Origin of the sequence: Pasteurella skyensis (genome assembly GCF_013377295.1) — a bacterium.
Classification (GTDB): Bacteria; Pseudomonadota; Gammaproteobacteria; order Enterobacterales; family Pasteurellaceae; genus Phocoenobacter; species Phocoenobacter skyensis.
In genome coordinates this window covers 529103-542082 of sequence record NZ_CP016180.1, presented here as the reverse complement: position 1 = coordinate 542082, position 12980 = coordinate 529103, and the positions used below count along the sequence as shown (strand labels likewise).

Genomic DNA, 12980 nt, shown 5'->3' with positions numbered 1-12980 from the left:
TAGGGTGATTTATCACCCTTATTTTATTGAATGTAGGAAACATAAAATGCAACAAATTCCAATGACTGTACGTGGTGCAGAATTATTAAGAGAAGAATTAGAACAGTTAAAAAACGTGCGTCGTCCTGAAATTATTAAGGCAATTGCAGACGCTCGTGAACACGGTGATCTAAAAGAAAATGCCGAATATCACGCAGCTCGTGAAGAGCAAGCTTTTTGTGAAGGACGTATTCAAGAAATTGAAGGTAAGCTAGGTGCGGCTCAAATTATTGATGTCACAACCATTCCTAACAATGGTAAAGTGATCTTTGGCGCAACCGTCGAAATCGTGAATGTTGAAACCGATGATGAATTAACTTATCGTATTGTCGGTGATGATGAAGCAGATATTAAGCAACATTTAATTTCAGTAAATTCACCTATTGCACGGGGTTTAATCGGTAAGGAAGTGGATGATAGTGTGGTCATTCAAACTCCGGGCGGTAATGTTGAATTTGAGATTCTTAGTGTGAAATATATCTAAAATATATTTTTAACACTGTAGGATTCCTATGGTGTTAAAATTCTATTTTGTGATATGGATCGAAAAAAAGTATTAAAAATTTGTTCCAAAAGTAAAAAAATACTAGTATAAGACTGTTGAGATGGGTACAATCTGCGGTCTTTTATTTTATTGCAAAATCATCAATTTTGCCACAAACCGTGTAACAACGAGGCTATATGTTAGAACAAACCAATCTAGTACAAGCTACAACAAGCAAAGTTGCAGTACAACACCCTAAATCAGATAAAATCAATTTAATGAATTTAACGCGTGGACAAATGCGAGAATTATTTAAAGAGATGGGGGAAAAACCTTTTCGAGCAGATCAAATGGTAAAATGGATTTATCATTTTGGTGAAGATAATTTTGATAATATGACCAATATCAATAAGGTATTGCGTAATAAATTAAAGCAAATTGCAGAAATCAAAGCACCAGAAGTGGCGGTTGAACAGCGCTCTGCCGATGGTACGATTAAGTGGGCGATGCAAGTGGGTGATCAGCAAGTGGAAACAGTCTATATTCCAGAAGGAGACCGTGCTACGCTTTGCGTTTCTTCACAAGTAGGTTGTGCGTTAGAATGTACTTTTTGTTCGACGGCTCAACAAGGTTTTAATCGTAACTTAAACGTCTCTGAAATTATTGGTCAGGTATGGCGAGCCGCTAAAATTATTGGTGCGTTCGGCGTAACAGGAGTGCGACCAATTACTAATGTGGTAATGATGGGAATGGGTGAACCATTACTGAATATGAAAAATGTTGTTCCAGCGATGGAAATTATGTTAGATGATTTTGCTTATGGGCTATCCAAACGTCGTGTGACACTGTCTACCTCTGGCGTTGTGCCTGCATTGGATAAAATGCGAGATCAAATTGATGTAGCATTAGCTATTTCGTTACACGCTCCTAATGATGAAATTCGAGATGAAATCGTGCCTATTAATAAAAAATATAATATTGCAATGCTGATGAAATCTGTGAATGAATATTTAAAAGTCTCCAATGCTAATCACGGAAAAATTACCATTGAATATGTAATGCTATCTCACATTAATGATGGTGTAGAACACGCTCATCAATTAGCGGAAGTATTAAAAACTACGCCTTGTAAAATAAATTTAATTCCGTGGAATCCGTTTCCAGAAGCACCTTATCAAAAAAGCTCAAATTCTCGTATTGATCGTTTTCAAAAAACATTGATGGAATATGGCTTTACCGTCATTGTGCGAAAAACTCGTGGTGATGATATTGATGCGGCTTGTGGACAACTAGCTGGAGATGTTATTGATCGTACCAAAAGAACAATGGAAAAACGTCAATTTGGTAAAAATATTCATCTTCAACAACGTTAGATAAAAAAAGAGGACTTTGTATGAAATTTGCAAAATGTTATCAACATCTTACCGCTTGTTTTTTAATTATAACCTTAGCAGGTTGTGTGTCTTCTAAGGCAGATTTTTCGATCAATCGTACAGAAGCAATGAAAGCAAGGCTAAATCTTGCGTTAGGATATTTGAAAGAAAACAATTTTCCTAAGGCAAAGTTAAACATTGATAAGGCGATTAATCATAATAATCAAGATTACTTACCTTATTCTGTATTGGCTTATTATTATCAACAAACAGGTGATGTGACAAAAGCGATGCAAACCTATCAACAAGCGGTCACATTAAGCCAAAAATTTGCAAAAAATCATCAAGCTCGTCCTGATGTATTAAATAATTATGGTACATTTTTGTGTAAACAAGGAAAATTTAAGCAAGCTTATGATCAGTTTGAACAGGCGTTCGAGAGCGAGCAACCTTATTATCATCAAGCGGATACCTTAGAAAATATTATTCTTTGTGCGAAAAGTGAAAAAAATCTCACTCAAATGAATAAGGCATTGGTTTTATTAGAAAATATAGATAAATCAAGAGCGGAGAGGTTAAAATAAATTCCTTTCCCTCACAAAGGAGAAGAAAGGAATTTTGAGGTAATAAAATTAAAATTACTGGATAATTACAAATAAATTAATATCACCACGTAGAATATTTAATGCAACTACTGATGGTTTTTTATCAAGAATTTTTCTTAATTCTCCTACATTTTTGACAGATTTGCGGTTTACACCAATAATCACATCACCTTTTTCTAAGCCTCGCATTTCAGCGATTGAACCTTTTTCTACCTCTGAAATTTCGACACCTTTGATATTGCCTTCATTATAGTTACTAAATTTAGCGCCTTTTAATTCTGGTAATAAATCTTGTGATGCCGTTTGTGAATGTTCATCACTAGATTGTAATTTCACTTTGACTGTTTTACTTTCATTGTTGCGTAAGTAAGTGAGTTGAATCTCTTTACCTGCACCAGAAGTAGCGATTTTTGCTCGCATTTCACTAAAGTTTGAGATTTTTTTACCGTTCATTTTTACGATAACATCTCCTGCCTTAATACCTGCTTTTTCAGCGGCTGAATTTGGAAGCACTTCACTAACAAAGGCACCTTGTTGTGCATCAACACCAAACTCTTTAGCTAAATCAGCATTGAGTTCGCCACCTTTAATACCGAGCATTCCACGTTTAACTTGACCAAATTCAATAATTTGATTCACTAAGTTGTGTGCCATATTACTTGGAATAGCGAAAGCAATTCCTGCGTTGCCTCCACTTGGAGAAATAATAGCCGTATTGACACCAATGAGTTCCCCTTTTAGGTTAATTAATGGACCACCAGAGTTTCCTTGATTGACCGCTGCATCCGTTTGAATATAGTTTTCATAACCACGATCTAAATTACCCATTGAGCGACCTAATGCGGATACAATTCCAGAAGTCACAGTTTGCCCTAATCCAAATGGATTACCAATAGCAACGGTAAAATCACCGACACGGGTTTTATCAGAATCTGCAAATTTAATTTCAGTTAAATTTTTAGGATCTTCAATTTGAACTAACGCCACATCAGACATTGGATCTGCTCCTACTAATTTGGCTTTAAATTTACGTCCATCTTCTAGTAACACCGTGATTTTTTCTGCTTTATCAATAACGTGATTATTGGTTAATACGTAGCCTTTTTTAGCATCAATAATCGCACCAGAACCTAACCCTTTAAACTTGCGAGGTGCACTGCCACCTCTATGCCCAAAGAAATCATCGCCAAAGAAAAACTTAAATTCATCAGGAATATTTGGTTGGAAAGATTGCCCTTTGGTTTTTCCCTCCACCTCAATGCTAACGACTGCTGGTTTTACTTTTTCCAACATTGGTGCAAGACTGACAGTTTGTGTTTCCCCCGATTGTGTTAACGCATCTAAAATCGAATTGGCGTAGCTAGCACTTGAAAAACTCACCGTGCTTACGCCAATAATCAGAGAGGCTAATAAAGATTTTTTCATTATTTTAGTCATAGTAATTCCTTATTGTATTGTTAGTTATATTTATTTCTTCGTGAATAAGTGTTGAATAAGACTATAGGTTTTATCGAGGGTTCAAAAATGACAGCGGGATTGCTGATAATTTATACTAAAAATATCAGCGCTTACAAGTAGGTGTTCGCTTACTTGTTGGAATAGAGTGAAGAAAAATTATTTGTGATATAGGTCACATATTGGATATGTTTTACTCTGTGTAATAGATTTATAAAAGGTATAATTTATTTTTTATGAGGAAGAAAATATGAATACATTAGGTGAGTTTATTGTTGCAAGACAAGCCGAATATCCAAATGCAAAAGGTGAGTTAAGCAGTATTTTATCGGCAATTCGATTGGTGGCGAAAATTATTCATCGAGATATTAACCGAGCAGGTTTAACTGATGATATTATTGGTCTTTCAGGAGAAGAAAATATTCAAGGTGAAACTCAAATGAAATTGGATATTTTTGCCCACGAAAAAATGAAAAAAGCACTGTTAGCACGTGGAGAAGTGGCAGGTTTTGCCTCTGAAGAAGAGGAAAATATTGTCATTTTTGATAATGAACATTCTCGTAATGCGAAATATGTAGTTTTAGCAGATCCCTTAGATGGTTCTTCCAATATTGATGTGAACGTAGCAGTAGGTACCATTTTTTCTATTTATCGCCGTGTGACGCCTATTGGCTCACCTGTCACCTTAGAGGATTTTTTACAAGAAGGTAATAAACAAGTAGCAGCAGGCTATGTTGTGTATGGCTCTTCAACGATGTTAGTTTATACAACAGGTAATGGTACGAATGGCTTTACTTATGATCCGTCATTAGGGACATTTTGCCTCTCTCATCCAGATATAAAAATTCCTTCAACAGGTTATATTTACTCCGTTAATGAGGGACAATATATTAAGTTTCCACAAGGGGTGAAAAAATATATTAAATACTGCCAAGAAGACGTGCCAAGTGAAAATCGTCCTTATTCAGCACGTTATGTAGGTTCTTTAGTCTCTGATTTTCATCGTAATATGCTCAAAGGAGGAATTTATATTTACCCACAGTCAACCAATTATCCTAAAGGAAAATTACGTTTATTGTATGAGGGTAATCCAATCGCATTTTTAGCAGAACAAGCAGGTGGATTAGCAACAGATGGTAAACAGCGTATTTTAGATATTAAAGCAACAGAATTACACCAAAGAGTTCCATTATTTGTAGGTTCTAAGGAGATGGTGGAAAAAGTGCATCAGTTTTTAGAAGAAGATGAATAAATTGAAAAAATAAAAAGCCCTCATATTATGAGGGCAATTTTAAATGATTGATGCACTATCTCTTACGACTTTTATTATAACGCTGTGTACGTGGGCGTTTTGGTAATGCCAATAATGCTTCAGGATCGTATTGACTAACAGGGATTGAATGACCAATATATTCTTCAATAGCGGTTAAATTGGTTGCATAACGCTCACAGGCAAAACTGATAGAATGTCCACTTTCTCCAGCACGTCCTGTACGTCCAATACGATGTACATAATCTTCACAGTCATCAGGTAAGTCATAATTGAAGACGTGTGTTACCTGTGGAATGTGTAAACCACGAGCCGCAACATCAGTCGCCACTAAAATATCCAAATCCCCCTTAGTAAAACTATCTAATAACGCTAAACGTTTTTTCTGAGCGACATCACCTGTTAAAATGCCAACACGGTGTTTGTCTGCTTTTAAAAAACGCCAAATATCTTCACATTTTTGTTTGGTGTTAGCAAAAACAATACAACGATCTGGCCATTCTTCTTCCATAATGGTTAAAAGGAGCGCCATTTTATCTTTATTTGATGGATAAAACAGTTCCTCTTTAATGCGATGACCTGTGCGTTGCAACGGCTCGATTTCAACATACTCAGCATCATTCATATCTTCATAGGCAAGTTCTCGTACACGTTCAGAAAGTGTAGCTGAAAATAGCATTGTTAAACGAGAGGTTGGAGCAGGACATTTACGCATTAAATAGCGAATATCTTTGATAAATCCAAGATCAAACATACGGTCAGCTTCATCTAATACAACCACTTGAATTTGACTCAGATCGATAATACCTTGTTTGACATAATCAATCACTCGCCCAGTAGTACCGACTAATATATCAACACCTTTTTCAATGGCCTGAAGTTGTTTATCATAGCCATCACCACCATAAGCAAGGGCGAGTTTTAAATCGCTGTTTTGTATAAACATTTCTGCGTCTGAAGCGATTTGTACGGCAAGTTCACGTGTTGGAGCAAGGATTAATGATCGAGGTTGATTTGCTTTTGTTTCGACATCATTATTAAGTAAATGATGGAAGGTCGCAATCAAAAAAGCGATAGTTTTTCCCGTTCCTGTTTGAGCTTGACCTGCAATATCTTTTCCTAAAAGTGTATGAGGAAGAGTTTGTGCTTGAATAGGAGTACAAAATCCAAAGCCTTTGCTTTCAAGTGCTTTAAGCACGTTTTCATTGATAGGAAAGTCGATAAATTGTTGTTCTGTAAGGTGTTTTGACATTATGTTTCTCAAATTTGTAAATTTTAAATAAAATCTTACCGCTTGTTGTAAGATAAAGTTGCGTAAAAGATACCATAAATCGACGAATTTGAGTAGAATTCTGTTTAATTATTAATGATTAGTTGCGGATTATGAATTATTATCCATCTTAAACGTGAAATATCAAACATCAGAGAGTAGACATTAGATAAATTATGCAATTAACACAGTTTTCAAAAACAGAAGAAGAGCTATTGGCGAAAGCACAATGGTTAGCGGGTTTTAGCTTAGGCGAAATTGCAAAATCGTTAAATATCGTTGTACCGCCTGATTTACGCCGTGATAAAGGTTGGGTCGGAATGTTAATTGAAACAGCACTGGGAGCAAAAGCAGGCAGTAAAGCAGAACAAGATTTTGCACATTTAGGTATTGAGTTAAAAACCATTCCAATTAATGCTCAAGGACAACCTTTAGAAACAACTTTTGTTAGCCTTGCTCCCCTGACTCATAACAGCGGAATTACTTGGCAAAGTTCCCACGTGCGTCATAAATTACAACGAGTGTTGTGGATGCCAATTGAGGGAGAGCGCCATATTCCACTAAATGAACGCCGTATTGGACAACCCATTTTGTGGTCACCCACACCTCAACAAGAACAACAATTACAACAAGATTGGGAAGAGTTAATGGAACTCATTGTTTTAGGGCGATTAAATGAAATTAATGCCAAAATTGGAGAGGTGTTACAATTACGTCCAAAAGGAAAAAACAGCCGAGCCCTTGCAAATGCTTTTAATCAAGAGGGAGAACAGGTACAATCTCTGCCCTTAGGATTTTATTTGCGGAAAGAATTTACCTCACAAATTTTACAACAATTTTTTAATTAAAAGGAACAGATATGTTTGAATGGATGAGCAATCCAGAAGCGTGGATTGCGTTATTAACACTTTCTACATTAGAAATTGTATTAGGAATAGATAATATTATTGTCATCACAATTTTAGTTTCAAAATTACCCCAGCATCAACACCGTTCAGCTCGCATTCTAGGGCTTGGATTAGCAATGCTAACACGAATTTTATTATTATTAACACTTGCTTGGATGATACGCTTAGTTGAACCATTATTTTCAGTATTAGGCAAAGGCATTTCAGGGCGAGATTTAATTTTAATTCTAGGGGGACTGTTCCTTATTATTAAAAGTATCAGTGAATTGAAAGAAGCCGTGAGCGGTAACACTCATCACAACAACATCTCTCCTAAAGCTAAAACGTCGAATTATGTCATAACTCTCGTGCAAATCGCTATTATTGATATTGTATTCTCTCTCGACTCTGTAATTACAGCAGTGGGGATGGCGAATGATATTCCTGTAATGGTATTAGCCATTATGATTGCTGTTGGAATAATGATGTTAGCTGCGAATACTATTGGCGATTTTGTCGATCGTCACCCAACCATTAAAAACCTCGCATTAGCATTTTTAGTATTGATTGGTTTTGCATTAATAGCAGAAGGTTTTAATATCCATATTCCCAAAGTCGCTATTTATACTGCAATGGGATTTTCTGTGGTGGTGGAACTATTAAATATTCAAATGAAAAAGAATATTGAAAAATATCAACATAGGGATTAAAAGTAGTTTTAGTGTATTCTTATTTATAATATGAGGTTTTATGCAAATAACTGATTTATTTTACAATATTACTTTTAATAGAACAGAATTGAATATATTGAATTATATACAAGAAAATCCAGAAAAATGTCTTAAATACGGCATAAGAAGTGTTGCAAGAGAGTGTTATAGTAGTCCATCTTCAATTATTAGATTGGCAAAAAAACTTAATTTTTCTGGTTGGTTGGAACTAGTCTATTTCATTAAATTTAATGTCACAATGCCTAAAGTAGATGCGACAAGTAGTGTTGATTTTATGAATATATATCCTGAAACTAACCTTCAACCTTTAATGAATTCTTTAAGAGAACAGAGAATCCTCATTCACGGTAGTGGTTTCTCACAATTAATTGCACAGTATATATACAATAAATTCTTAGTTCTTGGCGTTAATGCAAGCTTGGCATTATGGGCTGATTATGAAATTCTAGAGCAAAAAACAGAACAATCCTATGATTCTATTTGGCTTATTTCAAAATCTGGAAGAAGTTCATCTCTTTTGCGATGGATAAAATCACTGGAAAATAAAAATGTGGATATTGTGTGCTTTACAGGCGATTGTGATAGTCCTCTAACTAAAGTTGCCCAAACATCATTTATTATCCACGATCCACAAAAATATGATGATGACATTTATTGGTCTAATCCTTTTTTTGGTTACTGTATTTTAGGGTTTGAACATTTTTTGAAATTATGGTTTAAAAATAATAGATTGGGCATTGAGCCCAATCTAGATTAATTTCTGTATTATAAAAAATTGACTCTTATTTCCAATCTTGATATCGAGAATCCGATAAATATTCATCAAGAAGTTCATTTGCTAATGAAAAAGAACCTATCAATGGATGTGCAGTTAACGCTTTAAGAGCTAATTTTTTATCTTTTTGTAATATAGATGCTATAGCCACTCTTTCGTATTCTTTCACTAATGAAATCATATTCTTCTGACTAGTTGGAATATATTTTGGTCTTACAGGTGTTAACCCATCTTTACTTAAATCACAACTAATTTCTATAACATCATCATCTTCTAGAAATTCTAAAATACCATTATTTTTTATTGAAACAACGATTCGTTTTGAAGTATTACTGTTTACAGCATCAAGTATATCTAAAGCAACACCCGCATATCCGCCACTATCAGGTAATTCAATAAATTGTTTTAATGTAAAAGATTGTCGTTTATTTACCTTCTCTTGATGAGATTCATTTTGCATATAGGTATTTTCTCTACGTAAGTAGTGCTTAATCCATATATCAAAAATTTCTGTCATTTGCTCCTTAGGATCAAATTGTTGTAGCTCTAATTTCATTTCCTTGTTAATTCGAGCAATTTGTTCTCCCCTTGTTTCTTTAGCGGATAAGATTGAGGCTAACGCTTTTTCTCTATAGTAGTAATAATATAAATATTCATTTAATAATTGATTATCACATTGTTTAACTAATTCAGGAGAAAAATACTGCATACAGGTTTCAGTATATAATTCAGGAGAATTAACTAACGCCTGTGTAACATCTTTTCCATTTACTGTGAAATTAGTAAACCAAGAAAAATGATTTAAGCCGTAACATTCAACTTTTAACTCACTTTCATTACACTTCAAAATTTTAGGCAATTCTCCAATTAATTCTGATGGAGCATCACAAATACCATACACCCTTTTCGTAAAACCAGATTTTATAATGGCTTCCGTGACCATTCCTGCTGGGTTAGTGAAGTTAAATAAAATAGCATTAGGACTTGAATGTTTTTCTATTATTGACGTATATTCCAAAACACTTGGTATGGAGCGTAATGCCATTGCAAGCCCTCCTACACCCGTTGTTTCCTGACCAATAACATTATGCTTTAATGCAATTCTTTCATCACGACTTCTTGCTTCATCACCACCGACACGAAGTGTGATAATAATATAATCAGCATCAGTCAAAGCTTCAATGGGATCACTAGATAGCTGAAATTGAATATCAGGACGTATAGCTTGAAAAACTGTTTTTGCCATTTCTCCAAATATAGCCAAATTTTCAGCACAATTATCTAAAAATACAACTTCAGTTAAGTTTATGCGATCTGCATTGTAAGCCAATGATTTAGCTAAAAATGGGGAGCGGACACCCGCCCCACCTAATACAGTTAATTTCATTGTAAATCTCCATTTAATAGTTTATCTACTTGGGTTCTAATTTGCCCTACTTTTACTCCATATATAACTTGAATCTCTTGTTGGTTTTGAACGACACCACTCGCACCAGTTTGTTTTAGAAGTTCTTTATCAATCTTAGTAGAGTCAATTACATCAACTCTTAAGCGAGTAAAGCAGTTATCAACAGATATAATATTTTCTTTTCCTCCTAATCCTAGAATAATATTAGAAATATTAGTTGTCGCATCATTAGATTTTTTAGATAAATAATCTTGTTTATTATACAGTTTCACATCTTCATCATCCTCTCTTCCTGGTGTTTTTAAATTCAATTTCACCACAATGGTTCTGAAAATGATGTAGTATACGATGAACTGGACAACACCAATAACAATATAAAGCGGCCACTTCGTTAAGCTCACAGGTAATGGAAGATTATAGATAACAAATTCAACTAAACCTGAAGGCCCCCAAGGTCGAACAAGGAATAAGTCACAAGCAGCTTGTGAAAGTGCTGTTAGTGTGGCGTGTATACCCCATAATAACGGAGAAACAAAAAGGAAAGTAAATTCAATAGGTTCAGTAATTCCTGTTAACATAGATGTTAAAATTGCAGGCAATAAAATTGCTTTAGCAATCATTTTTTTCTCAGGTTTTGCCGTGTGATAGAAAGCCAAAGCAGCACCAGCTAATCCAAAAATAGTTGTCATTCCTTGTTGAGAAAAACGTAATGCAGGATGCATAATTTCTGATATATCAGGGTGTCTCATATAGGCTAAGAATATTGCTTGTGAACCTGATACTGTTTCACCATCAACAACTATAGTTCCACCTAGTGGTGTAAGTTGGAACGGAGACCATACGAAATGATGTAAGCCAGTAGGAATGAGGAACTTTTCAAAGAAGCCATAAACAAATACACCATAAATATCGGCCTCTTTCATAAATTTTGTTAAAGACACTATTCCATCAGTAACAAAAGGCCATAACCAAGAAAAGAAAATGGCATAAAATATAATTATAGGTGTCATCGCTATTAGTGTAAGTTTAGCTCCTCCATACATAGCAAAAGCACCTGGTAATTCTATATGAGATACTTTGTTATGAACAAATGCAATAGTTGTTCCTAAAATTAATCCTAAAAAAATACCCATATCTGTGACAACAAAACCCAGCATTTCGGTTTGACCAGTACCAAAATATTCACCGTTTATTTTGTTTGCTATGCTATTAGAATGTTCTAACCACGAGTGATTTGCTCCTAAGAACATAATAAAGCACATTACAGCAACCAAAGATACTTTAGTTTTATTATTTTTGGCTAAACCATAACTGATACCAACACAGAATAATAATCCTAAATTACCAAATAAAGGCCAAAATGTATCACCTAGCATTTGACCAATGCTAAAGAGGAAACTTCCTTCAGAAAAAAGAGTGTCATTTGTAAAGATAGAACTAAATGCAAGAATCAAACCAATAACAGGCAAAAATAAAACCGCTCCCATCATTGCTTTAGAAAATCTCTGCATCTTATTTAAGATAATAGTATTTGATCCAGACATAATAATTACCCCACTATGTTTGATTTAACTAAAATAAAAGCATTTATATTTAATGCTCCCATAAGCATTTTTACAAAAATTTTAATAAAAATATATTGTGTGAAAACAAATAGGTACAAATAATCAAAGGCTGGAAATCTGTTCCTCTAAAATAGAGGTAATAGCATTGTATTTATTAACTATAAATAGTTTTTTACATTATTTTTTGCAAAAAGTTGACAAGATCTAACCGCTTTCTTTCTCTTTTCTACTTTTTTCAGCTATAATTTCACAAAGATTTTACATAAATAGATTAATTTTAAGGAAACAATATGGGTTTTTTAGCAGGTAAGCGTATTTTAGTCACAGGGTTAGCGAGCAATCGTTCGATTGCTTATGGTATTGCACAAGCTTTTGCTCGTGAAGGGGCAGAGTTAGCATTCACTTATCTAAACGATAAATTAAAGCCTCGTGTAGAAAAATTTGCCGAAGAATTTGGGGCAAAAATTGTATTACCGTTGGATGTGGCAAGTGATGAAAATATTACAGAATGTTTTGCCGAACTAAGTAAACATTGGGATAAATTTGATGGATTTGTGCACGCAATTGGTTTTGCCCCAGCGGATCAATTAGACGGTGATTATGTGAATGCAGCAACCCGTGATGGTTTTAGAATTGCTCACGATATCAGCGCGTATAGCTTTGTAGCAATGGCTCAAGCGGCTCGCCCAATGTTAAATCCAAATTCAGCATTATTAACTTTGTCTTATTTAGGGGCAGAGCGTTCTATTCCTAACTACAATGTGATGTGTTTAGCAAAAGCCTCCCTTGAAGCAAGCACCCGTGTAATGGCAGCAGATTTAGGTGGCGAAGGCATTCGTGTCAATGCAATTTCAGCAGGTCCGATTCGTACTTTAGCTGCATCTGGTATCAAAGATTTCAAAAAAATGCTGTCTACTTTTGAAAAATCAGCACCATTGAAACGTACTGTCACCATTGAAGATGTGGGTAATTCAGCTGCATTTTTATGCTCTGATTTAGCCTCTGGTGTAACAGGCGAAATTTTACACGTTGATGCTGGTTTTAGCACAACAGCAATGTCAAATTTAAGCGAATAATCATTATTTCAAATTCGTAGAGACAGGGCATGCCCTGTCTTT

12 protein-coding genes are annotated in these 12980 nt (G+C 34.8%); 8 read left to right on the top strand and 4 right to left on the bottom strand.

Annotation, left to right across the window (positions count from 1 at the left end):
• Positions 1 to 46: 46 nt before the first annotated feature.
• The 3 genes from greA (at position 47) to pilW (ending at position 2480) form a co-directional block, all read left to right on the top strand.
• On the top strand, positions 47 to 523 hold the full coding sequence (gene greA / locus A6B44_RS02510) for a transcription elongation factor GreA (protein ID WP_090922845.1): 477 nt from the start codon (positions 47 to 49) through the stop codon (positions 521 to 523).
• A 197-nt stretch (positions 524 to 720) separates the two neighbouring features.
• Positions 721 to 1896 carry a dual-specificity RNA methyltransferase RlmN gene (rlmN, locus tag A6B44_RS02505; RefSeq protein WP_090922846.1) on the top strand — a complete coding sequence of 392 codons (1176 nt, stop codon included), beginning with the start codon at positions 721 to 723 and terminating at the stop codon, positions 1894 to 1896.
• A gap of 20 nt (positions 1897 to 1916) precedes the next feature.
• Positions 1917 to 2480 (top strand): type IV pilus biogenesis/stability protein PilW, encoded by a 564-nt coding sequence (pilW, locus tag A6B44_RS02500; RefSeq protein WP_090922847.1) that lies wholly within the window; start codon positions 1917 to 1919, stop codon positions 2478 to 2480.
• A 54-nt stretch (positions 2481 to 2534) separates the two neighbouring features.
• Here pilW and A6B44_RS02495 read toward each other — a convergent pair whose 3' ends face one another.
• The gene (locus tag A6B44_RS02495; RefSeq protein WP_090922848.1) at positions 2535 to 3938 is read right to left on the bottom strand and encodes a Do family serine endopeptidase; all 1404 of its coding nucleotides are present in this window, start codon (positions 3936 to 3938) and stop codon (positions 2535 to 2537) included.
• A gap of 268 nt (positions 3939 to 4206) precedes the next feature.
• Between A6B44_RS02495 and fbp the strand changes: the two genes are divergently transcribed.
• A complete protein-coding gene (fbp, locus tag A6B44_RS02490) occupies positions 4207 to 5208 on the top strand; it encodes a class 1 fructose-bisphosphatase (RefSeq protein WP_090922849.1) in 1002 nt (333 codons plus the stop codon).
• 55 nt (positions 5209 to 5263) lie between these two features.
• Here fbp and rhlB read toward each other — a convergent pair whose 3' ends face one another.
• A complete protein-coding gene (gene rhlB / locus A6B44_RS02485) occupies positions 5264 to 6478 on the bottom strand; it encodes an ATP-dependent RNA helicase RhlB (protein WP_090922850.1) in 1215 nt (404 codons plus the stop codon).
• A gap of 194 nt (positions 6479 to 6672) precedes the next feature.
• Here rhlB and mutH point away from each other — a divergent pair, with 194 nt between their 5' ends.
• Genes mutH through A6B44_RS02470 form a run of 3 tightly spaced genes read left to right on the top strand, consistent with a single transcriptional unit; the run spans position 6673 to position 8871 of the window.
• Positions 6673 to 7344, top strand: a complete 672-nt coding sequence (gene mutH / locus A6B44_RS02480) for a DNA mismatch repair endonuclease MutH (protein WP_090922851.1) — start codon at positions 6673 to 6675, stop codon at positions 7342 to 7344.
• Between the two features lie 11 nt (positions 7345 to 7355).
• The gene (locus tag A6B44_RS02475) at positions 7356 to 8093 is read left to right on the top strand and encodes a TerC family protein (protein ID WP_090922852.1); all 738 of its coding nucleotides are present in this window, start codon (positions 7356 to 7358) and stop codon (positions 8091 to 8093) included.
• 40 nt (positions 8094 to 8133) lie between these two features.
• Positions 8134 to 8871 (top strand): MurR/RpiR family transcriptional regulator, encoded by a 738-nt coding sequence (locus A6B44_RS02470; protein ID WP_090922853.1) that lies wholly within the window; start codon positions 8134 to 8136, stop codon positions 8869 to 8871.
• A 25-nt stretch (positions 8872 to 8896) separates the two neighbouring features.
• On the opposite strand, the gene A6B44_RS02465 is transcribed toward A6B44_RS02470, so the two are convergent.
• Complete coding sequence (locus A6B44_RS02465; RefSeq protein WP_090922854.1) at positions 8897 to 10276, bottom strand: family 4 glycosyl hydrolase; 1380 nt, start codon at positions 10274 to 10276, stop codon at positions 8897 to 8899.
• Entirely contained in the window at positions 10273 to 11841 is a 1569-nt protein-coding gene (locus tag A6B44_RS02460) for a PTS transporter subunit EIIC (RefSeq protein ID WP_176673449.1), read from the bottom strand. The genes A6B44_RS02465 and A6B44_RS02460 overlap by 4 nt, the downstream gene beginning before the upstream one ends.
• A 311-nt stretch (positions 11842 to 12152) precedes the next feature.
• Between A6B44_RS02460 and A6B44_RS02455 the strand changes: the two genes are divergently transcribed.
• A complete protein-coding gene (locus tag A6B44_RS02455; protein ID WP_090922857.1) occupies positions 12153 to 12938 on the top strand; it encodes an enoyl-ACP reductase FabI in 786 nt (261 codons plus the stop codon).
• Positions 12939 to 12980: the final 42 nt, after the last annotated feature.

Excerpts from the sequence above, each read along its gene's own strand:
- greA (WP_090922845.1), top strand. The coding sequence starts at position 47 with ATGCAACAAATTCCAATGACTGTACGTGGTGCAGAATTATTAAGAGAA.
- rlmN (WP_090922846.1), top strand. The coding sequence starts at position 721 with ATGTTAGAACAAACCAATCTAGTACAAGCTACAACAAGCAAAGTTGCA.
- pilW (WP_090922847.1), top strand. The coding sequence starts at position 1,917 with ATGAAATTTGCAAAATGTTATCAACATCTTACCGCTTGTTTTTTAATT.
- A6B44_RS02495 (WP_090922848.1), bottom strand. The coding sequence starts at position 3,938 with ATGACTAAAATAATGAAAAAATCTTTATTAGCCTCTCTGATTATTGGC.
- fbp (WP_090922849.1), top strand. The coding sequence starts at position 4,207 with ATGAATACATTAGGTGAGTTTATTGTTGCAAGACAAGCCGAATATCCA.
- rhlB (WP_090922850.1), bottom strand. The coding sequence starts at position 6,478 with ATGTCAAAACACCTTACAGAACAACAATTTATCGACTTTCCTATCAAT.
- mutH (WP_090922851.1), top strand. The coding sequence starts at position 6,673 with ATGCAATTAACACAGTTTTCAAAAACAGAAGAAGAGCTATTGGCGAAA.
- A6B44_RS02475 (WP_090922852.1), top strand. The coding sequence starts at position 7,356 with ATGTTTGAATGGATGAGCAATCCAGAAGCGTGGATTGCGTTATTAACA.
- A6B44_RS02470 (WP_090922853.1), top strand. The coding sequence starts at position 8,134 with ATGCAAATAACTGATTTATTTTACAATATTACTTTTAATAGAACAGAA.
- A6B44_RS02465 (WP_090922854.1), bottom strand. The coding sequence starts at position 10,276 with ATGAAATTAACTGTATTAGGTGGGGCGGGTGTCCGCTCCCCATTTTTA.
- A6B44_RS02460 (WP_176673449.1), bottom strand. The coding sequence starts at position 11,841 with ATGTCTGGATCAAATACTATTATCTTAAATAAGATGCAGAGATTTTCT.
- A6B44_RS02455 (WP_090922857.1), top strand. The coding sequence starts at position 12,153 with ATGGGTTTTTTAGCAGGTAAGCGTATTTTAGTCACAGGGTTAGCGAGC.